12 protein-coding genes and 4 pseudogenes are annotated in these 19,928 nt (G+C 64.5%); 12 read left to right on the top strand and 4 right to left on the bottom strand.

The window, feature by feature from the left end; all coding sequences use genetic code 11:
* Positions 1-934: pseudogene (locus tag KW83_RS17945) on the top strand (IS3 family transposase); the annotation flags it as partial.
* A 940-nt stretch (positions 935-1,874) separates the two neighbouring features.
* On the opposite strand, the gene frr reads toward KW83_RS17945, so the two are convergent.
* Both frr and pyrH read right to left on the bottom strand, forming a co-directional pair.
* Entirely contained in the window at positions 1,875-2,438 is a 564-nt protein-coding gene (gene frr / locus KW83_RS17940; RefSeq protein WP_036181786.1) for a ribosome recycling factor, read from the bottom strand.
* A gap of 105 nt (positions 2,439-2,543) precedes the next feature.
* Positions 2,544-3,281: a UMP kinase gene (gene pyrH, locus KW83_RS17935; protein ID WP_036181783.1), complete on the bottom strand. Its 738-nt coding sequence runs from the start codon at positions 3,279-3,281 to the stop codon at positions 2,544-2,546.
* A 100-nt stretch (positions 3,282-3,381) separates the two neighbouring features.
* Here pyrH and miaA point away from each other — a divergent pair, with 100 nt between their 5' ends.
* The 10 genes and pseudogenes from miaA to KW83_RS20215 all read left to right on the top strand — a co-directional run bounded on the left by miaA (position 3,382) and on the right by KW83_RS20215 (position 17,082).
* Entirely contained in the window at positions 3,382-4,227 is an 846-nt protein-coding gene (gene miaA, locus KW83_RS17930; protein ID WP_036181809.1) for a tRNA (adenosine(37)-N6)-dimethylallyltransferase MiaA, read from the top strand.
* Positions 4,228-4,639: 412 nt separating this feature from the next.
* Positions 4,640-6,298, top strand: coding sequence for an ABC transporter substrate-binding protein (locus KW83_RS17925; protein WP_036181781.1), 1,659 nt, complete (start codon positions 4,640-4,642; stop codon positions 6,296-6,298).
* Positions 6,299-6,347: 49 nt separating this feature from the next.
* Positions 6,348-7,397 carry an ABC transporter permease gene (locus KW83_RS17920; protein ID WP_036181779.1) on the top strand — a complete coding sequence of 350 codons (1,050 nt, stop codon included), beginning with the start codon at positions 6,348-6,350 and terminating at the stop codon, positions 7,395-7,397.
* A 61-nt stretch (positions 7,398-7,458) separates the two neighbouring features.
* Positions 7,459-8,913 carry an ABC transporter permease gene (locus KW83_RS17915; RefSeq protein ID WP_036181776.1) on the top strand — a complete coding sequence of 485 codons (1,455 nt, stop codon included), beginning with the start codon at positions 7,459-7,461 and terminating at the stop codon, positions 8,911-8,913.
* A gap of 99 nt (positions 8,914-9,012) precedes the next feature.
* On the top strand, positions 9,013-11,097 hold the full coding sequence (locus KW83_RS17910) for a dipeptide ABC transporter ATP-binding protein (protein ID WP_036181773.1): 2,085 nt from the start codon (positions 9,013-9,015) through the stop codon (positions 11,095-11,097).
* 70 nt (positions 11,098-11,167) lie between these two features.
* Positions 11,168-12,040, top strand: a complete 873-nt coding sequence (locus tag KW83_RS17905) for a DUF1206 domain-containing protein (protein ID WP_036181770.1) — start codon at positions 11,168-11,170, stop codon at positions 12,038-12,040.
* A 147-nt stretch (positions 12,041-12,187) separates the two neighbouring features.
* Positions 12,188-13,153: pseudogene (locus KW83_RS17900) on the top strand (IS481 family transposase); the annotation flags it as partial.
* A 512-nt stretch (positions 13,154-13,665) separates the two neighbouring features.
* Positions 13,666-14,606, top strand: a protein-coding gene (locus KW83_RS20220; protein WP_161785428.1) for an IS630 family transposase whose coding sequence is annotated in 2 segments (ribosomal slippage) — positions 13,666-13,998 and positions 14,001-14,606 — 939 coding nt in all. Because the reading frame shifts where the segments join, the coding sequence is not laid out codon by codon here.
* 153 nt (positions 14,607-14,759) lie between these two features.
* Positions 14,760-15,966, top strand: a pseudogene (locus KW83_RS17880) (IS3 family transposase).
* 175 nt (positions 15,967-16,141) lie between these two features.
* Positions 16,142-17,082 (top strand): IS630 family transposase gene (locus KW83_RS20215; protein WP_161785428.1). Its coding sequence is split into 2 segments (ribosomal slippage): positions 16,142-16,474 and positions 16,477-17,082, totalling 939 coding nucleotides; the frame shifts between segments, so codons are not numbered across the junction.
* A 77-nt stretch (positions 17,083-17,159) separates the two neighbouring features.
* Here KW83_RS20215 and KW83_RS17865 read toward each other — a convergent pair.
* Positions 17,160-18,374 (bottom strand): HAMP domain-containing sensor histidine kinase, encoded by a 1,215-nt coding sequence (locus tag KW83_RS17865; protein WP_161785529.1) that lies wholly within the window; start codon positions 18,372-18,374, stop codon positions 17,160-17,162.
* Between the two features lie 149 nt (positions 18,375-18,523).
* Positions 18,524-18,919: pseudogene (locus KW83_RS17860) on the bottom strand (winged helix-turn-helix domain-containing protein); the annotation flags it as partial.
* Between the two features lie 284 nt (positions 18,920-19,203).
* On the opposite strand from KW83_RS17860, the gene KW83_RS17855 reads away from it, so the two are divergent.
* Entirely contained in the window at positions 19,204-19,470 is a 267-nt protein-coding gene (locus KW83_RS17855; protein WP_036181764.1) for a hypothetical protein, read from the top strand.
* Positions 19,471-19,928 lie beyond the last annotated feature (458 nt).

Here is a 19,928-nt window from a genome sequence, read left to right as displayed (position 1 = left end):
AAGAGGTCGCCAAGCTCAGGGCGGAGCGTGACATCCTAAAAAAGGCCGCGGCCTTCTTCGCGCGGGAAGCGACATGACGTTCGCGTTCGTTGCGAAGCACCGGCATATCTGGCCCGTCAGCTGGATGTGCGCGGTGCTGGGCGTCTCTCGGTCTGGCTTCCACGCCTGGCTCAAGCGACCGATCAGCGCCCGGGCGATCTACGATGCGAAGCTCGTCTTGGAGATCGACAAGAGCTTCAAGGCCAGCGACCGCACCTATGGCGCACGTCGGGTCTGGCGCGACGTGCTCGAGGAAGGGTTGGCCTGCGGGCTGCACCGGATCGAGCGCCTCATGCGGCAGAACGCTATGAGAGCGCGACCAAAGCGGCGCGGGAATCCGAAGGATGATGGCGAACGCTCGGTCATCGCCGGCAACATCCTCGACCGCGACTTCCAAGCCGACCGGCCGAACCAGAAATGGCTGGCCGACTTCACCTACATCTGGACCGCCGAGGGCTGGCTTTACGTCTCGGTCGTGCTCGACCTCTTCTCCCGGCGCGTCGTCGGCTGGTCGATGAAGGCGGACTGGGACGCCACGCTGGTCATGGATGCCCTGATGATGGCGGTTTGGCGGCGCGGCAAGGCCGACGCTCTGCTCCACCATTCCAACCAGGGATCGCAATATACCAGCGAGCAGTTCCAACGCCTGCTGCTCGACAACGGCATCATCTGCTCCATGAGCCGGGCGGGCAATGTCTGGGACACCTCGGCGATGGAGAGCTTCTTCTCATCGCTGAAGAGCGAGCGGACGGCCAGGAAGGTCTACCGCACCCGCAACGCAGCACGCGCGGATATCTTCGACTACATTGAGCGCTTCTATAATCCGAGACGACGTCATTCCAAGCTGGGCTATCTCAGCCCCATGGCGTTCGAGGACCGCGCTATGCAAACCTAACCCGGTGTCCACGAAACCGGCAGCAGGCCACGTTGCTGTTTTGGACCAGGAAGAGATCATGACAGACAGTACCCTCACGACGACGCCGACCGAGGTACGATCCATGTCGTACCGGAGAAAACGGTCCGCGGCGAACTTGCCCTTGCTCTGCTCAAAAACGATAACGGGCCGCCCTCTCCGACGGCGGGATCGGAACTTGCAACAGGCTGCACGACCAGACCAGCCGGTCCCTGCGATGACGACTGCTCGAACGTGGAGCCGAATGATCCGTCGGCGGCGGCGCTGCGCATCAAGGTGCACCCGACCCTACCGAACGATCCGGAACGGCGGGCCGTAGAACTGAGGCACGATCTTCTGAAGAAGGGCAACATGCCTGACAGCGAGGACGCGCGAACCAACCGCCTGTTCTGCGGCGAAGGTGGTCCCCGGCCTGCTGGCGTTGGCGGGCGTCTCTTCTTGCATGTCGGATGCGCGGACGCCGCGCTTCGTCCGGTGTTCAGGACGCAATCGTAGGCAGTCGGGCGTTCTCCCCGAACTGGCAAGCCGACGTCTCCGAATGCCGGCGCCCCCGCTACGGTCAGCGCATCGCGTCGCGCATTTCTTCCGCGCGTCGAGAAACGGCGCCGGAAGGCGCTCGACGCGCTTGCGATCGGCGTCGTCATTGGCCCCAGTGCTGTTTAGCAGCGGAAACAGGCAATCAGCTGCACGACGATGGGGGATCTGGACAGCGCTTGCCGTCTGTCTCCGACGCGGCTGGGAACAGTCTGAAAATGGTGCGGCCCATCCCGGCCGCAACGGATCGCCCGCGCCCCGCGGTCCTCAAGGACATTCTCCGAGCGGCACCAAATTGTCCCGCCGGAAGCCGGCCAAGGGCGGGTCCGCGTCCGCCACATCGCGCCGCATTGCGGACGCTTCGTGACAAGCGGCCGTCGTGGCCCCCCTATACCTGCATGATCTCGTGCTGCTTCTGTTCGAGCGTCTCATCCACCTTCTTGATCGCAGTATCGGTCATTTCCTGGATCTCGGCCTGCCACAGCTTTTGATCGTCCTCACCCATGCCGGCGGATTTCGCCTTTTTCAGCTGGTCCATGCCGTCGCGACGCACGTTGCGGATCGCAACGCGGGCGTTCTCGGCATAGGTGCCGGCGACCTTGGCGAGCTGGGTGCGGCGTTCCTCGTTCAGCTCGGGGATCGGCAGGCGGATGGTGGTGCCGTCGATCACCGGATTGATCCCCAGACCGGAGTCGCGGATCGCCTTTTCGGCCTTTCCCACCAGCGACTTGTCCCAGATCGTGATGGTCACCATCCGCGGCTCCGGCACGTTCACTGTGCCCACCTGATTGATCGGCGTCGGCTGGCCATAGGCGTCGACCATCACCGGCTCTACCATCGAGGCAGAAGCCCGTCCCGTCCGGAGCGAGGCGAATTCCTGCCGGAGCGCCGCCATCGCCCCGTCCATCCGGCGCTGGAGATCGTCGGTATCGATATCGTGGTCATCTGCCATGTCCGTGCCCGCTACAGGTAAATTGCGTCGCGCAGAGATATGCCTGAGCCGCGCCGCGAATTCCAGAGCGAGCGTTCCCCTGCCCCTCTGCCCGCCGCGGCGCGCTCAGCCCGGATCGTCGGACACGATTGTGAAGGTCCCCTCACCGGCCAGGATGCCGCGGAATCCGCCCGGCTCGTCCAGCGAGAACACGATGATCGGCAGGCGGTTGTCCCGCGCCAGGGCGATGGCCGACGCATCCATCACGTTGAGGTGCTTTTGCAGCACCTCGTCATAGGTCACGCGGTCGTAGCGCGCGGCGTCCGGGTTCTCGACTGGATCGCTGTCGTAGACCCCGTCCACCTTGGTGCCCTTGAAGATCGCCTGGCAGGCCATCTCGTTGGCGCGCAGGGTCGCGGCGGTGTCGGTGGTGAAATACGGGTTGCCCGTCCCGGCCGCGAAGATGCACACGCGGCCCTTTTCCAGGTGCCGCACGGCGCGGCGGCGGATGTAGGGCTCGGCGACCTCGTTCATGGTGATGGCCGAGATCACCCGGGTATGGATGTCCAATGCCTCAAGCGCGGACTGCATCGCCAGCGCGTTCATCACCGTGGCCAGCATCCCCATGTAGTCGGCCGTGGTCCGCTCCATCCCCTGGGCAGACCCCTGAAGCCCGCGGAAGATGTTGCCGCCGCCGATCACCATGCAGATCTCGACGCCGAGATCGTGGACCGACTTCACCTCGTTGGCGATGCGAGACACCGTCGGGGGGTGCAGCCCGTAGCCCTGATCGCCCATCAGCGCCTCGCCGGAGATCTTGAGCAGCACCCTGTCGTAGACCCGTGTCGCGTCCGTGTTGCCCATGCCACCGCCCCTGCTTTGCGTCGGCCGTCAAAATGTCGGAAAAGCCGGTCGGGCACAACATGGAGAAGCGGCCAAAGTGCAGGCAGCGGAAGCGATCGAGATGGCCCGCGACCCCGACCTTCCGGTGCTGGTGGCGGGACCGACGGCCAGTGGAAAGTCCGCCCTGGCCATGGCCATCGCCGAGCGCCACGGCGGCGTCGTCGTCAATGCTGACGCGCTGCAGGTCTACGGCCACTGGCGCATCCTGACCGCCCGGCCCTCCGCGGCCGATACCGCCCGCGTACCGCATCTGCTTTATGGCCATGTGGCCCGCGATCAGGATTATTCGGTCGGCCACTGGCTAAGGGAGGTCGCGGCGCTGATGGGCGATGCGCGGCCCATCGTCACCGGCGGCACCGGCCTCTATCTGACCGCGCTGACCGAGGGGCTGGCCGACATCCCGCCCACGCCAGCCGCGATCCGCGCCGAAGCGGACACGCTGGATCGGGCGGTGCTTCTGGCGGGACTGGACAGCGCCACGGCCGCCCGGATCGACATCCGCAACCGCGCCCGCGTCCAGCGCGCCTGGGAGGTGCTGCGCGCGACGGGCCGGGGCCTTGCCGCCTGGCAGGCGGACACCGGGCCGCCCCTCCTGCCGCTGTCGCGGAGCCTGCCTTTGCTGGTAGAGGCACCGCGCGACGCGCTCGTGCATCGGATCTCGGCGCGTTTCGACGCGATGCTGGAGTCCGGCGCGCTCGGCGAAGTCGCCGCCAACCTGCCCGGCTTCGATCCGGCCCGCCCCGGCGACCGGGCCATCGGCGCGCCGGAACTGGCGGCACATCTGCGCGGCGAACTGACGCTGGAAGAGGCCCGCGCCCGCGCCATTGTCGCCACCCGGCAATACGCCAAACGCCAGCGCACATGGTTTCGCGCCCGCATGGGTACCTGGCACGCGACGGAACCGTGACCGGCGGGGCGGGCAACAGCCTGCCTCTGGCCGCCTGGGGCGGACCCGATCGCGATCGACCCGCCGTTGCGTCTGCGGCTGCGCGACGCCCGAGCCCAGGCGGTGCGGCCTGTGCCCCGGCAAGCGATGCGGACACCGCGCGAGGGCGGTGTCAGAGCCGTCCTGCCGACGACCTGCGGCACCAAACACCGGCGCGCGGCCCCTGTCTTTCCGTCTCCGCAGGTCCGTGGTATGCAGACCCCTCGTATCGCCTCCGCAGGCTCCCCGGATTTGTGCGGATCGCCGCAGCTGTCGGGCAGCGGTTGACCTTCGAGACGCAATCGGGCGTAATCGCCAACGAAAACGAAACGATCTTTCGCGACGGGCCGATGGGCGTGTCGCGCGTTTCAGAACGACGACAAGGGAGACATTCATGACAGGCTCACCCGACCGGATCCATCCGGCCGCCCGAATGCATGCCGACGAGTTCCGCGCCGGACGGATTTCCCGTCGGGAGTTCCTCACACGCGCCACGGCGCTGGGCGTCACCGCCACCGCGGCCTACGGGCTGATCGGTGCGGCCCGCCCGGCGCTCGCTCAGGGCGCGACGCCCGAACAGGGCGGTACGCTGCGCATCCAGCAGGAGATCATCGCGCTCAAGGATCCGCGCCTCTGGGACTGGACAGAGATCGGCAATTTCGGACGGACCTGGCTCGAATACCTCATCGAATACAACCGCGACGGCACGTTCCGCGGGATGCTGGCGGAAAGCTGGGAGGTCAATGACGACGCTACCGAGTTCGTCTTTCGCCTGCGTCCGAACGTGACCTGGTCGAATGGCGACGCCTTCACGGCCGAGGATGTGGTGCACAACTTCCGCCGCTGGTCCGATGCGTCGGTCGAGGGCAATTCGATGGCGACCCGGATGGGAAATCTGGTGGATCCCGACACCAGCGCGCTTCGCGAAGGCGCGGTGACGGCAGAGGACGACCTGACCGTCCGCGTCGTGCTGCCCACGCCCGACATCACGCTGATCGCCTCGCTTTCGGACTACCCTGCGGCGATCACCCACCGTTCGTACGGCGGCGGGGACATCATGGAGGATCCGATCGGCACCGGCCCCTACCGCCCCGTCTCCTATGAGGTCGGCATCCGCGGCGTGGTCGAGCGGTCCGAGACGCCCTGGTGGGGGACGGACGTCTACGGCGGCCCCTATCTGGACCGGATCGAATACATCGACTACGGCACCGACCCGGCCGCCTCGCTCTCTGCCATAGAGGCGGGCGAAGTGGACATGCTCTACGAAAGCGTCGGCGAATTCATCGAGATCATGGACAGCCTGGATCTGCAGAAGTCCGAGGCGATCACCTCGAACACCCTGGTGATCCGCACCAACCAGAAGGCCGAGGTGGATGGCCGGACCCCCTATGGCGAGGCCGCCGTACGCCGCGCTCTGGCCATGGCGGTGGACAATTCGGTGTTGCTGGAACTGGGCTATTCCGGCCTGGGCACCGTGGCCGAGAACCACCACGTCTCTCCGATCCATCCCGAATACGCCCCGGTCGACAGGTTGCCCTACGATCCGGACCAGGCCCGCACGATCCTCGAAGAGGCGGGAATGGGCGACTACACCCACACGCTTGTCTCGCTTGACGACGGCTACCAGCGCGACACTTGCGACGCGGTCGCGGCCCAGCTGCGCGATGCCGGGATCAATGTCGAACGGCAGATCCTGCCCGGATCGACCTACTGGAACGACTGGCTGAAATTCCCGTTCTCCGCCACCGAGTGGAACGGCAGGCCACTCGGCGTGCAGGTGCTGGGGCTGGCCTATCGCTCTGGCGTGCCCTGGAACGAATCCGGCTATGCGTCCGACGAGTTCGACGATCTGCTAACGCAGGCCAACGGGATCGCCGATGCCGACACCCGATCCGAGGTCATGGCGAAGATCGAAAAGCTGATGCTGCAGGACGGGGTCATCATCCAGCCCTACTGGCGCTCGACATTCCGCCACTCGGTCCCGAACCTTCTGGGCGCGGAGATGCACCCGGCCTTCGAGATCCATCCCTACAAGCTGGGTTTCGCGTCGTGACGGCGCATGACGGGGCGGAAAGCCGCCCCGTCCTCTGAGGGTCCGATCCATGGGCATGTTCCTTCTGCGCCGCTTCGCGGTGATGCTGGCCACGGCGCTTTGCCTGACCTTCGTGGTGTTCGCGCTGACCAACCTGGCGCCGAACCTGGAAAAGGTCGCCAAGACCCAGGGCAACACCAGGATGAGCGACCCGGAGGTCGACTCCTGGCTGGCCAACCGCGGCTACGGCCGGTCGCTGCCGGTGAAATACGGCGAATGGCTGGGCGTGCTGCCGGGCTACGTGATAGAGCAACCGGACGGAACGGTGCGCGGCCGCTGCTTCGGGCAGGCCGACGCGCGGCCGCCCGACGCGCCCGCCCGCTGCGGCGTGCTGCAGGGCGACTGGGGCACCTCCACAGTGTTCCGCGAGCCCGTGGGCGCGATCATCGCCACCCGGCTGGCGCTGACCGGAAAGCTCATGTTCTGGGTGATGGTGTTGATGGTGCCCGCGGCGCTGACGATCGGCGTGCTGGCGGGGATGCGCGAGGGGTCGCGCACCGACAGGGCGCTGTCGTCGGTGTCGATCCTGTCGACGGCGACGCCCGAATACGTATCTGGCGTGATCCTCATCACCGTCTTCGCCTCCTCCGCCGTGGGGCTGCGATGGTTCAAGGGCACCGCGACTTCGGCGATGGAGAACGCCACGCTGGAAAACTTTCTGCTGCCGGTGGTGACCATCGCGCTGTTCGGCATGGGATATATCGCGCGAATGACCCGCGCCTCCATGGCCGAAGTCATGCAGGAACAATACATTCGCACCGCCCGGCTGAAGGGAGTGCGATTTCGCAACGTGGTCCTGAAGCACGCGCTGAGAAATGCGCTCATCGCGCCCTTCACGGTCATCATGCTGCAGATCCCCTGGCTGCTCAACGGCGTGGTGATCGTCGAGACACTGTTCAACTACAAGGGCTTTGGCTGGACCCTGGTGCAAGCCGCAAGCAACAACGACATCGAGCTTCTGCTTGGCGTGTCGGTCGTCTCCGTCGTCGTCGTGCTGCTGACGCAGCTGATCTCCGACGTGGGCTATGTGCGTCTCAATCCCCGGATCTCCGTCACATGACCCCTGCCCCCGTCCCAAATTTTCGATCCGAAAATTTGCGCTCCACCTCGGAGGCCGCGCGATGGAGCCGCTGAGCTGGACCGGTATTCTTGCGCCTCTGGTCACGGCCCTGTGGATCGCGGCGGCGGCCGCGGCCGCCCTTGCCGCCCTGCGCTTCGCCGCCGGTTTCGTGCTGGCCCCGGCAGAGGGGCAGGCCAATGCCGACGGCACTCTCACGGCGTCGCGCGGCCCTCTCGAATGGCTGGAGCAAGCGGCGTTCCTGGCGCTGTCGGCCGTGGCCGGCGTCGTGTTGATTTTCGTTCTGGGCGGTGCGGCGCTGGGGTTGGAAGCCGGACTCATCGGTGGGATCTTCCGGCGGCTGATTCCGGTCTGGATCGCGCTGGGGATCACCCTTGCCGGATCCTACCTTCTGCGCGGGCGGCTGGGACTCTACGGCAAGCTCTTCGACTCCGTCATCGGCACCGCCGGCCTGGTGCTGGTTCTCTTCTGGGTCTTCGCCGCGGTTTTCGGCACTTTCGACCTTATCGTGACCCACAATCCCCTGGGCCAGTCCGGCGCCATGAAGAACGAGGTTCCCGGCACGCCCTACACCCGCATGATTGGCGAGACGGCCGAAGGCGCCTACCCTGTGTATCTGCTGGGCGGCGACAATCTGGGCCGGGACGTGTTCAGCCGCATGATCGCCGGATCTTGGACCGTCGTGCAGATCGCCCCCCTGGCCACCGCCTTCGCGTTCATGGTCGGGATCACCCTGGGGCTTCCGGCGGCCTATTTCGGCGGCCGCCTGGATACGGTGCTGACGTTTCTGGCGAATCTCATCCTGGCCTTTCCGGTGATCTTGCTCTTCTACCTGCTGGTCACGCCGGAGATCGTGGCCACCGGCATCCCCACCTACATGGCCGCGGTGATGTTCCTGTTTCCCATCCTGTTCCTCACGATCCTTCTGAACGCGCGCTACCACACCCGGCCGGCCCTGCGTCTGGGTCTGCTGGCGGCGGTGATCGGCGCGTCGGGGTGGCTCTACCTGTCGCTGGTCTCCGAACGATTAGGAGCGGTCCACATCCTTCCGGACTGGCTCGACCTTTTCGATGTGCCGGGGGGGATCCTGGTGGTGTTCGTATCGGTCGTCTTCGTGAACGCGCCCACGGTGTTCCGCATCGTTCGCGGCATCGCGCTCGACATCAAGACCCGCGATTACGTGGCCGCGGCCCAGACCCGCGGAGAGGGGCCATGGTACATCATGCTGTGGGAGATCCTGCCCAACGCGCGCGGCCCGCTGATCGTGGATTTCTGCCTGCGCGTCGGCTATACCACGATCCTTCTGGGCACGCTGGGTTTCTTCGGGCTGGGTCTGCCGCCCGAAAGCCCGGACTGGGGATCGACCATCAACGACGGGCGCAAGCTGCTGGCGATCTATCCGCATCCGGCGCTGGCCCCCGCTCTGGCGCTGTTGAGCCTGGTGCTCGGATTGAACCTGCTGGCGGACGGGTTGAGAGAGGAAAGCCTGCGCGACTGATCGACCCGGCGGGGCACTGCCCGTCCTGCCGAAGGCAGGCTCAGGCAGACCTGCGGGAAATTTACGGAACGATGAAAGGCGCGCGGCGCCGGAACCCCCATGACCGACCAAGAGCCCCCCATTCTGGAGATCGAGGATCTGTCGATCTCGTTTTTCACCCGCGACCGGGAGATACCGGCCGTGATGGATTTCTCGTGCCGCGTGCTGCCGGGAGAGGCGATGGGCCTTGTGGGCGAATCCGGATGCGGCAAGTCCACGGTGGCACTGGGGGTGATGCGCGATCTCGGCCGTTCGGGACGGATCACCGGCGGCCGGATTCGGTTCAAGGGCCGCGACATGGCGGATCTGAACGACCGCGCGCTTCGCGACCTGCGCGGCCGCGACATCGCGATGATCTACCAGGAGCCCATGGCGTCGCTGAACCCGGCCATGCGCGTCGGCAAGCAGTTGACGGAAGTGCCGGTCATCCATGAGGGGATCGCCGAGTCGGAGGCGCGGACCCGGGCACTGGAGGTTCTGGCCGACGTCCAGCTGCCCGACCCAGAGCGGATCCTGCGCGCCTATCCGCACCAGCTGTCGGGTGGACAGCAGCAGCGCATCGTCATCGCCATGGCGCTGATGGCGAACCCGTCGCTGCTGATCCTGGACGAGCCGACAACCGCGCTCGACGTCACGGTAGAGGCCGCCGTGGTCGATCTGGTGAAGGATCTCGGGCGGAAATACGGCACGTCGATGCTGTTCATCAGCCACAATCTGGGGCTCGTGCTGGAGACCTGCGACCGGATCTGCGTGATGTATTCCGGCGAGGCGGTGGAGACCGGAGATATCGGCGACGTGTTCGACAGGATGCGCCACCCCTATACGCAGGCCCTGTTCCGCTCGATCCCGCTGCCGGGGGCCGATAAGCATGCCAAGCCGCTGGTTGCCATCCCCGGCAACTTCCCCTTGCCCCATGAGCGTCCGCCAGGCTGCAATTTCGGCCCCCGATGCGACTATTTCGAAGCCGGCCGCTGCGATGCCCGCGCCATCCCGATGCGACCCGTCGCGGGCGACGACCGCCACCGCTCGCGCTGTCTGCGGTTCGATGACATCGACTGGAGCCGGATGGCCCTGGGCGGCGTAGATGCCACCAGGACCGACCCCGGAGAGGTCATCCTGCGGGTAGAGGACCTGCAGAAACACTACGAGGTCGGCGCATCGGCCCTGTTCAGGGGCGGCGAGACGCGGGTGGTCAAGGCCAACGAGAGCCTCACCTTCGACGCGCGCGAGGCAGAGACCCTGGCCATCGTCGGCGAATCCGGCTGTGGCAAGTCCACCTTTGCAAAGGTGCTTCTGGGTCTGGAGACCGCGACCGGCGGAGAGGTGATCCTGGACAACCGCCCCATCGGCGACACGCCGATCCAGAGGCGCGAGACCGCCACCATCGCCGATGTGCAGATGGTGTTCCAGAACCCGTTCGACACGTTGAACCCGTCGATGACGATCGGCCGCCAGATCATGCGCGCTCTGGAAATCTTCAAGGTCGGCGGCTCGGAAGCCGCGCGGCGTGAGCGGATGCTCGACCTTCTGGATCTGGTCAAGCTGCCGCGGGAATTCGCGGACCGGATGCCGCGGCAACTGTCGGGCGGGCAGAAGCAGCGCGTCGGCATCGCCCGCGCCTTCGCGGGCGGCGCACGGATCGTGGTCGCCGATGAGCCGGTCTCGGCGCTGGACGTCAGCGTACAGGCGGCAGTGGCCGATCTGCTGATGGAGATCCAGCGCACCCAGAAGACGACATTGCTGTTCATCTCCCACGATCTGTCCATCGTGCGCTACCTGAGTGACCGGGTGCTGGTCATGTATCTGGGCCATGTGGTAGAGATCGGCGATACGTCGGACGTGTTCTCGCCCCCGTACCATCCGTATACGGAGGCGCTGCTGTCCGCCGTGCCCATCGCCGACACCCGCGTGACGAAGAAGAGCATCGTGCTGGAGGGCGACGTGCCATCGGCGATGGACCCGCCGCCGGGCTGTCCGTTCCAGACTCGCTGCCACTGGAAATCGCAGGTTCCAGGCGATCTGTGCGAAACCAAAGTGCCTGAGATGGTGCGCTTCGGACCGGAGGGCCGGCACCAGATCAAGTGCCACCTGACGCGCGAGACGCTGGAGGCTATGGAGCCGGTGATCACCCTCGCCGCCGAATAGGCCGGACATCGGGGGAACGAAGCGGGCTTTGGCGCGCTTAGTTTCCGGACAACAGTGGGGGGGGGCAGCAATGGCCGAGAACAACGGGAATTTTGACTGGGCAATTCCGGTGATGCGGACAGGCTATGCCGGCCGCGCGCTGGTCTACGTCGTGGTGGCCGGGATTTCGGGCTGGTCGCTGTTTCGCGGTGGAGAGGCAGAGGGCACATCCTCGGCCTTCGCGGCGCTGGAGAGCGCCGCCTGGGGCACGGTGATCCTGGTCGCGATCTTCGTCGGCATGGCGTGCTACGCCGTCTGGCGGCTGATCGACGCAATCTGGGATCTGGAATGCTACGGCAGCGACGGTGAGGGAATCGTGGCCCGGTTGGGCATGTGCGTCACCGGCCTGATCCATCTGGCCATCGGTATCGGTGCCCTTCTCATCGCGTTCACGGCGAAGGGCGGAGGCGGCGAAAGCTCGATCTCAAAGGCTGCCGGATGGGTTCTGGGGCTGCCGGGCGGCCGCATCATGCTGGGGGCTGCGGGTCTCGTGACCGTCGCGGCGGGACTCTACTACGTCAAGAAAGCCTACAAGCGCGACTATCGCGAAAAGCTGATGGGCAACCATTTCACCCGCAACTGGGACGCGCTTCTGCGCGCCGGCGTGGCAAGCCAGGGCTTCGTCGTGACGGTGATCGGCGTGTTCATCGCCTATGCGGCTTGGAAGTATTCCCCGGACAGCGCCGGCGGTCTGGGCGGGGTGTTCTCATGGCTGTCGGGACAGCCCTACGGCGTGTTCCTTGTCGGTTTGCTCTGCGTCGGACTATTGTGCTTTGCACTGTTCTGCGGGGTAAACGCGGCCTACCGGATCGTCGAACGCGCCTCCGATCCCGACCAGTTCCAGACCTTGGGCGCGCAGATCAAGCGCAAGGCCGAAGAGGCGGGACAGAGCGCGACCACATGAGCGGGCAGCCGTCCGCGCCTATGGCGCGGCCTATTCGCTTGGGGTGGTCGATATGTGTTCAGTCCCGGACGATCACATAGACTCTCGCCGGTCTGCGCTCTTCATGGCAAGGTCGTTTCTGCGTGAGGTTCGGGATGGGGGACGATCATGCTGATCTCTCTTCACAAGCAGGCGACGACGACACCCAGGATCAGAGCTGCGATGCAGGCGAGCGATGAGCCGGCGTGGATGGTTGCGGAGCGCTACAGCATCTCCGAACAGACGGTCTGGAAGTGGCGCAAGCGGGATGGCGTTCACGACCACAGCCACACCGCGCACAGGCTGCAGACGACGCTGACCCCTGCCCAGGAGGCGGTTGCCGTAGCGTTGCGGAAGGCTCTGCTGTTGCCGCTCGACGACCTGCTGTCCGTCGTTCGCGAGTTCCTGAACCCGAACGTCTCGCGCTCCGGGCTGGATCGCTGTTTGCGGCGACATGGGGTGAGCAAGCTCCGCGACCTCACACCAAAGGCGCCGAAGCCTGCGCACAAGCCTTTCAGGGCCTATGAGCCCGGCTATCTGCATGTCGACGTGAAATACCTGCCGCAGATGCCGGACGAGCAGCGGCGACGCTACCTCTTCGTGGCGATTGACCGTGCGACCCGATGGGTCTTCGTCCGCATCTACCCAGCGAAGACGGCCGCCAACGCGCGCCGCTTCCTGCGTGACCTGGAGCGCGCCGCGCCGATGAAGATCACACGTGTTCTCACCGACAACGGCAAGGAGTTCACCGACCGGCTGTTCGGCCTGCGCAAGCGCGCGGCCACGGGCAACCACGAGTTCGACCGCCTCTGTGCCGACCTCGGGATCGAGCATCGCCTCGCACCACCGATGCGGCCGCAAACCAACGGCATGGTGGAGCGCTTCAACGGGCGGATCGAGGACGTCCTGCAGAGTCATCGCTTCCGATCAGGCGAGGACCTTGAGCAGACGATCCTGCGCTATGTCCGCCTCTACAACGGCCAGCTCCCGCAATCCGTCCTGAAGGGCAGAACGCCTATCGACGCCCTCAAGGACTGGCATCGCCAAAAGCCAAGGCTCTTCAAAAAGCGGCCATACAATCAAGCGGGATCTGACAGATATGGAAAAGCTGATGGCGCCGCCGCCGGTCCGGCGCGGTCCTCGACTACATCGGAAGTGACGCAGACTCTGTGCGCGACCAGACGACTGGTCAGGTGGCATCGACAGTTTTCCCGCGCCCGCTTGGCTCCGTGGCGCGTGCAAGATCCGGAAGCACGCAACCGTCATGTCCGGTCCGACAACACCGCGGACCGGACGCCGTTTCGAACCCTGCGAAATTCGACTCGCCGAAAGGCGGGCGAACGGCGGAGATGAGCGGTTTTCATCTGATTTTTCGTAAGTCCGACAGAAAGACAAAGAAGATCAGCGGCCTGCCAGCCCGCGTTTGTCGCGGCAGAGGAAAGAATGGATGTTTCCGCAGGTGGGGTGACGAATTTTGAACGAAATCAGAGAGGCGACGACAAGATCGTCAAGCTAGAGCGGGATGAAATCAGCCTGAATCGATAGAGGATTCACAGGCCTGCATTTTGGTGATTCACTGTTGCCGACCACAAGATGGAGGGCGAGTAGTGGGTAGAGCACTTTCAATGGACCTTCGAGAGAGGGCAATGGCGCGGCTGTTGGGGGGCGAGAGCGTGCGTCAGGTCGCAGCGGCCCTGGATGTGGCTCCGTCCAGTGTTGTGAAGTGGTCGCAGCGTTTGCGTGCGACCGGGAGTTGCGCTCCGGCAGGGACAGGCGGCCACCCGCCACGCAAGATTGCAGGCGGGCATGAGGCGTGGCTTCTGGAGCGGATAACGGAGCCGTTCACACTGCGCGGACTGGTGGTGGAACTGGCCGAGCGCGGGCTCAAGGTCGACTACCGCACCGTCTGGGCCTTCGTGCGCCGCACGGGCTACTCGTTCAAAAAAAGACCCAACTCGCCGAGGAGCAGAACCGCCCCGACGTGAGCCGCCGCCGTGTGCGCTGGAAGCGGCACCAGGGCCGGATCGACCCCCGTCGTCTCGTGTTCATTGATGAAACCTGGGCCAAGACCAACATGGCCCCGCTGCGCGGCTGGGCTCCCAGAGGTGAACGCCTGATCGGGCGGGCCCCGCATGGTCACTGGCGCACCATGACCTTTATCGCAGCGCTGCGTCATGATCGGATCGACGCGCCCTTTGTTTTGGACGGTCCCGTCAACGGCGAAGCGTTCCGGGCTTATGTCGCGCACGTGCTCGTCCCAACCCTGCGCCCGGGCGATGTGGTGGTTATGGACAATCTGGGCAGCCACAAAGGGCAAGCCGTGCGGCAGGCGATCCGTAACGCGAAAGCGCATCTACTTTTTCTGCCGCCCTACAGCCCCGACCTGAACCCGATTGAACAGGTCTTCTCGAAGCTCAAACACATGCTCCGCAACGCAGCCGAGCGCACAATGGAGGCAACGTGGCGCAGGATCGGGACACTGCTCGACCGCTTCAGCCCACAGGAGTGCGCGAACTACCTCGCCAATACTGGATACGCTTCAAGCTAATCTCATCATGCTCTAGCCACGAGAAGTCAAAGGCATTTCTCCCGTCGACGGCGAAGTGCTTTGGCGTGGAGGAAATGCTTGGGCTGGCCCCCGTTTCGACCGGACACTCGGGCATAGCCATGGAGGCTTAGGGAAAGCCCTTAGCACGTGCTTATGTCTGACTTTGAGATCATCACCGATGTCGGCCGCAGGCGGCGCCGGTCGTCTTCCGAGAAGCTGCGGATCGTCGAGGAGACGCTGGACGAGACCGCCAGTATCTCAGTCGTGGCGCGCCGCAATGGCGTGGCGCCGGACCTGCTGTATCGTTGGCGGCGTTTGATGCTGGAAGGGGGAGCTGTGGCCGTATCCGGGGACGATGACGTCACGAGCAATCGCGCCGTCCGCCAGATGGAGGATCGCATCCGCGAACTGGAGCGCCAGCTCGGCGCAAGASGCTAAAAGTCGAGATCCTCAAGGAGGCGCTGGATGAATCGCGCTCAAAAAAACTGACGTGGCTTGCGCAGTCGCAGCCGAAGGACGGTTCCCGATGAGCGCCCTGGCCGCAACCCTGGGCGTCTCCCGGTCGAACCTGCATGAGCGTCTGACAGGAAGCGCAAAGCCGCGTCGGCGCTATCACAAAGCGCAAGATGCGGCGGTGGTGCCGCTGATCACCGCGCTGGTGGCGGCAAGGCCGACCTACGGATATCGCCGCATCACGGCCATTTTGAACCGGCAGTTGCGCGCTACAGGCGCAGAACCCGTCAACCACAAGCGCGTTTACCGCATTATGCAGGCCCAGAATCTGCTTTCGGCGCGGCCCTACACCGAGCGGCCTGACCGCACCCACAACGGCAAGGTCGTGACCTTGCGCTCGAACCTCAGATGGTGCTCGGACGGGTTTGAGTTCACTTGTTGGAATGATGACATCGTCCGCGGTGCGTTCATCATCGACGCCCACGATCGCGAGATCACCTCTTGGTGCGCCGTCGCGAACATGGGCATCAGCGGGTCGGACGTGCGCGACATGATGCTGGCGGCGGTGGAGGCGCGGTTCGGCGGCCATCGCGCACCGCACTCCGTCGAGATGCTCAGCGATAATGGATCGCCCTATATCGCCAAAGACACCCGCATCTTTGCCCGGCAGCTCGGCCTGAAACCCTGCTTCACCCCGGTGAAGAGTCCGCAAAGCAACGGAATATCAGAGGCCTTAGTCAACACGCTGAAGCGGGACTACGTGAACGTTACGCCGCTGCCAAACGCCACCACCGTCCTCGGATTGATCGCCGGGTGGTTCGAGGACTACAATGAAAATCACCCGCACTCGGGGCTGAAGATGCGCTCACCACGCGAGTTCATCGCAGCCCAAACCGCAACCGCCTGAGTGTCCGGTAAAACGGGGGCAAGATCACTAACCTCAGAGTGGGGAGGTTTCGGGGGAGCAGGTCACCCGACCTGAAACCCCTAGAGCGGGATGAAATCAGCCTGAATCGATAGAGGATTCACAGGCCTGCATTTTGGTGATTCACTGTTGCCGACCACAAGATGGAGGGCGAGTAGTGGGTAGAGCACTTTCAATGGACCTTCGAGAGAGGGCAATGGCGCGGCTGTTGGGGGGCGAGAGCGTGCGTCAGGTCGCAGCGGCCCTGGATGTGGCTCCGTCCAGTGTTGTGAAGTGGTCGCAGCGTTTGCGTGCGACCGGGAGTTGCGCTCCGGCAGGGACAGGCGGCCACCCGCCACGCAAGATTGCAGGCGGGCATGAGGCGTGGCTTCTGGAGCGGATAACGGAGCCGTTCACACTGCGCGGACTGGTGGTGGAACTGGCCGAGCGCGGGCTCAAGGTCGACTACCGCACCGTCTGGGCCTTCGTGCGCCGCACGGGCTACTCGTTCAAAAAAAGACCCAACTCGCCGAGGAGCAGAACCGCCCCGACGTGAGCCGCCGCCGTGTGCGCTGGAAGCGGCACCAGGGCCGGATCGACCCCCGTCGTCTCGTGTTCATTGATGAAACCTGGGCCAAGACCAACATGGCCCCGCTGCGCGGCTGGGCTCCCAGAGGTGAACGCCTGATCGGGCGGGCCCCGCATGGTCACTGGCGCACCATGACCTTTATCGCAGCGCTGCGTCATGATCGGATCGACGCGCCCTTTGTTTTGGACGGTCCCGTCAACGGCGAAGCGTTCCGGGCTTATGTCGCGCACGTGCTCGTCCCAACCCTGCGCCCGGGCGATGTGGTGGTTATGGACAATCTGGGCAGCCACAAAGGGCAAGCCGTGCGGCAGGCGATCCGTAACGCGAAAGCGCATCTACTTTTTCTGCCGCCCTACAGCCCCGACCTGAACCCGATTGAACAGGTCTTCTCGAAGCTCAAACACATGCTCCGCAACGCAGCCGAGCGCACAATGGAGGCAACGTGGCGCAGGATCGGGACACTGCTCGACCGCTTCAGCCCACAGGAGTGCGCGAACTACCTCGCCAATACTGGATACGCTTCAAGCTAATCTCATCATGCTCTAATACCGGCGCTCCGTGCAGAAGTGCCCCGGCACGCAGGGTAGCGAGGACAGATTGCGTCAACTCAATCGCGGCGCGTTGGCGAAAATGCGACGTCCACGATCAGTCCCGGTGCATTGTCCTTCAAAGTCAGTGCCGCGCCATGCAGATCGCAGACGGCGGACACCAAACTCAGGCCCAGCCCGCTTCCGTCCGAGGTTCTGCTTCGTTCGAGGCGATAGAGGCGTCGCAGTACGCTGTCGCGTTCGTATTCGGGAATTCCCGGCCCATTGTCCGCGACCGAGAGCAGGATACATTTTGCAGTGCGGGAAAGACGCACGTCGATCCGGCCGCCTTGCGGTACGTGGCGCAGGCCGTTCTCAAGGAGATTGGCGATGACCTGCCCCAGAAGGTGGCGATCGCCTTCGACGTCGAACCTTTCCGCGGGGTCGACGTCCAATGAAAGCGCATGCCCGGTTTCTTCCGCAGCGGCGGCGTAGAGTTCGACGATTCCGGTGGCCACCTCCCCAAGATCGAGAACCGAAAACCTGTCCTGTACTGCGCCGCCTTCGATCTGGGCGATCTGAAGCAGCGCCTGAAACGTCTTTGCGATGCGGTCTGTCTCGGCCAGCGCCTGATCGATCAGTGCATCCTGCTGTGCTTTGGACCCTTCGTCTTTCGATAGCCGCTCAAGCAGCACCGCAACCCGCTGGATGGGTGTCTTGAGGTCGTGGGCTATGTCCGCCGTGACCTGCCGCAACGACGCGATGGAAGCCTCCTGCGCGACGGCCATCCGGTTCACCGCGTCGCCGATTTGCGCAAGGTCGTCGGATCCTTCCATGGGGGCCACCCGCGCTTCGAGCTTTCCCATCGTCAGACTGGCAAGCGCGTCCCTGATCGCGTCGATCTTGCGATTCGCGCCGCGCGCAACGACCAGACCCGCCGCGGCGGTGATCGCCAGCGTCGGGAGAAGGCCGACAAGAAAGACCGTCGCGAAGATCTCGCCCATTTCCACGACCTGTTCCCTGGTGTTGGCGACGACCAGCTGACCCCGGCTTAGGCGGATACTCAACGCGAGATAGCTGTCGGCAAGATCCTCGCCCCCCACGGCATCCCCGGAAACGATCGCGAAACCGCTGACCGGCGGAAACGAATTGACGTTGGAAATTCGCCCGCCGCGGTCGGGCAGATAGTCGAGGATCGTCGTGGACGGATCCGTTGCCGATGCCTCAAGCCTGAGACGCTCAAGAAGCTCGTCGGCGGTGCCCATGGCCCTGTAGCTGTCGACGATCTGGCGCAACTGGTCCTCCAGTGCGGCGTCGAAGGTGGATCGGACAACCCAGTAGGCTGTCGTGAACGTGGCGAGCGACGATGCGATGAATACGAGGACGAGGATGCCGGTCAGACGCAGCGGGGTGGATCGCCACGGGCGCAAAAGTCCGGCAGCTGTCATTCCGAGATCCTGTAGCCGGACCCGCGGACGGTCTGGATGAGTTCGTGATCGAACGGCCGGTCGATCTTGGCGCGCAGACGGCTGATGTGGGTCTCGACCACATTGGTTTGCGGATCGAAATGAATGTCCCAAACGGCTTCGAGCAGCATGGTGCGGGTCTGGACCCTGCCTTTCCGGCGCAGAATACATTCCAGCAGCGAAAACTCGCGCGGCAGAAGGTCAAGTTCCCGACCGCCGCGCGTGACGCGCCGGCTCAGAAGGTTCATTTCCAGATCATGTGCCCGCAGGATCGTGGGTTCTTCGGACATCTGGGGGCGCCGTCCCAGAGCGGCGATGCGGGCGCTCAGCTCCCCGAACGCGAAAGGCTTGACAAGGTAATCGTCAGCGTCGGCGATTTCCTGACCAAGCCGACCGCGAAGGGAGGGCTGAACTTTCCGCGCGAATACGCATCCCTGATCACACTTGCACTTCTGGCAGCGGTTCTATTCGCTTCCTTGCGAATGGAACGAAAGACCTCCCGGGCCGGTGGCTGACAGAAAGCGAGAGCTTTTCGGAGTGGAACCCCGCGCCGATTGTCCCATTGAAAACAAAGGAGGTCCAACCAGCCGAAAAAACTTCGACGAGTGGGAATTCCACTCATATCAAGACTGAAACTTTGAAGTTAGGAAACCAGAAAATGACTACTATCAAGCGCCCGGCTTTGGGCATCGTCTCTGCCGCCCTTCTCTCCACCTTCGCGTTCGGCGCGCCAGCCTTCGCGCAAACCAGCACTGAGGCCCCCGAGAGCCAGCTTCAGATGAGCGTCGAGGAGGTCTTCAACCAGTACGGGATCCAGGCCGAGGTACAGCAGCTCACTCTGAGCCAGCTGGCCGAGATCCACCTGATCGTCGCGGAGTCCGGCCCCGACACGAAACAGCGGATCGAAGGCGTTCTGTCCAAGTAGCGGCTTGCAATATCGCGCAGCTGTCCGCGTCGCGGCTCACCGTGGCGCGGACAAGTATTTCCTCGTAGAGGTTTGCGGCGGAGGCAGGCTTGCATAGCAGAACTTGACGTGGCCCCCGACAACCGGTCGTCCGGCCAAGCTTGCCGCCAACGGTGGCAAGGACGAACAGCATGGCTGGCAAACGAAGGAACTACAGTGCCGAGTCGAGGCGAAGGTGGCGCTCGAGTCGATCCGGGGTGAGATGACGGCGGCCGGGCCGGTGGCGAAGCGCGGCGTGCATCGGGCTCCGATCGACACCTCGAAGCGGCAGGCGCTCGCGGGCATGTCGGGGATTTTTCCGGGCAAGGCCGAGGCGAAGGCCGTCGGGAAGGAGGGCGAGATCGAGAAGCTGCACGCCAGGATCGGCCAGCTTGGGGGAGACCGCGATTTTTCCAGCCAAAGCCTCCGGCCGCTGAGCG

The sequence above is a fragment of the Palleronia rufa genome (assembly GCF_000743715.1).
Classification (GTDB): domain Bacteria; phylum Pseudomonadota; class Alphaproteobacteria; order Rhodobacterales; family Rhodobacteraceae; genus Palleronia; species Palleronia rufa.
The sequence above is the reverse complement of the archived record's forward strand: the minus strand, read 5'-3'. Positions and strand labels throughout refer to the sequence as shown.

Coding starts and splice junctions, on each gene's coding strand:
- KW83_RS17855 (WP_036181764.1), top strand. CDS start 19,204: ATGACTACTATCAAGCGCCCGGCTTTGGGCATCGTCTCTGCCGCCCTT.
- KW83_RS17925 (WP_036181781.1), top strand. CDS start 4,640: ATGACAGGCTCACCCGACCGGATCCATCCGGCCGCCCGAATGCATGCC.
- KW83_RS17920 (WP_036181779.1), top strand. CDS start 6,348: ATGGGCATGTTCCTTCTGCGCCGCTTCGCGGTGATGCTGGCCACGGCG.
- pyrH (WP_036181783.1), bottom strand. CDS start 3,281: ATGGGCAACACGGACGCGACACGGGTCTACGACAGGGTGCTGCTCAAG.
- KW83_RS17905 (WP_036181770.1), top strand. CDS start 11,168: ATGGCCGAGAACAACGGGAATTTTGACTGGGCAATTCCGGTGATGCGG.
- KW83_RS17915 (WP_036181776.1), top strand. CDS start 7,459: ATGGAGCCGCTGAGCTGGACCGGTATTCTTGCGCCTCTGGTCACGGCC.
- miaA (WP_036181809.1), top strand. CDS start 3,382: ATGGCCCGCGACCCCGACCTTCCGGTGCTGGTGGCGGGACCGACGGCC.
- frr (WP_036181786.1), bottom strand. CDS start 2,438: ATGGCAGATGACCACGATATCGATACCGACGATCTCCAGCGCCGGATG.
- KW83_RS17910 (WP_036181773.1), top strand. CDS start 9,013: ATGACCGACCAAGAGCCCCCCATTCTGGAGATCGAGGATCTGTCGATC.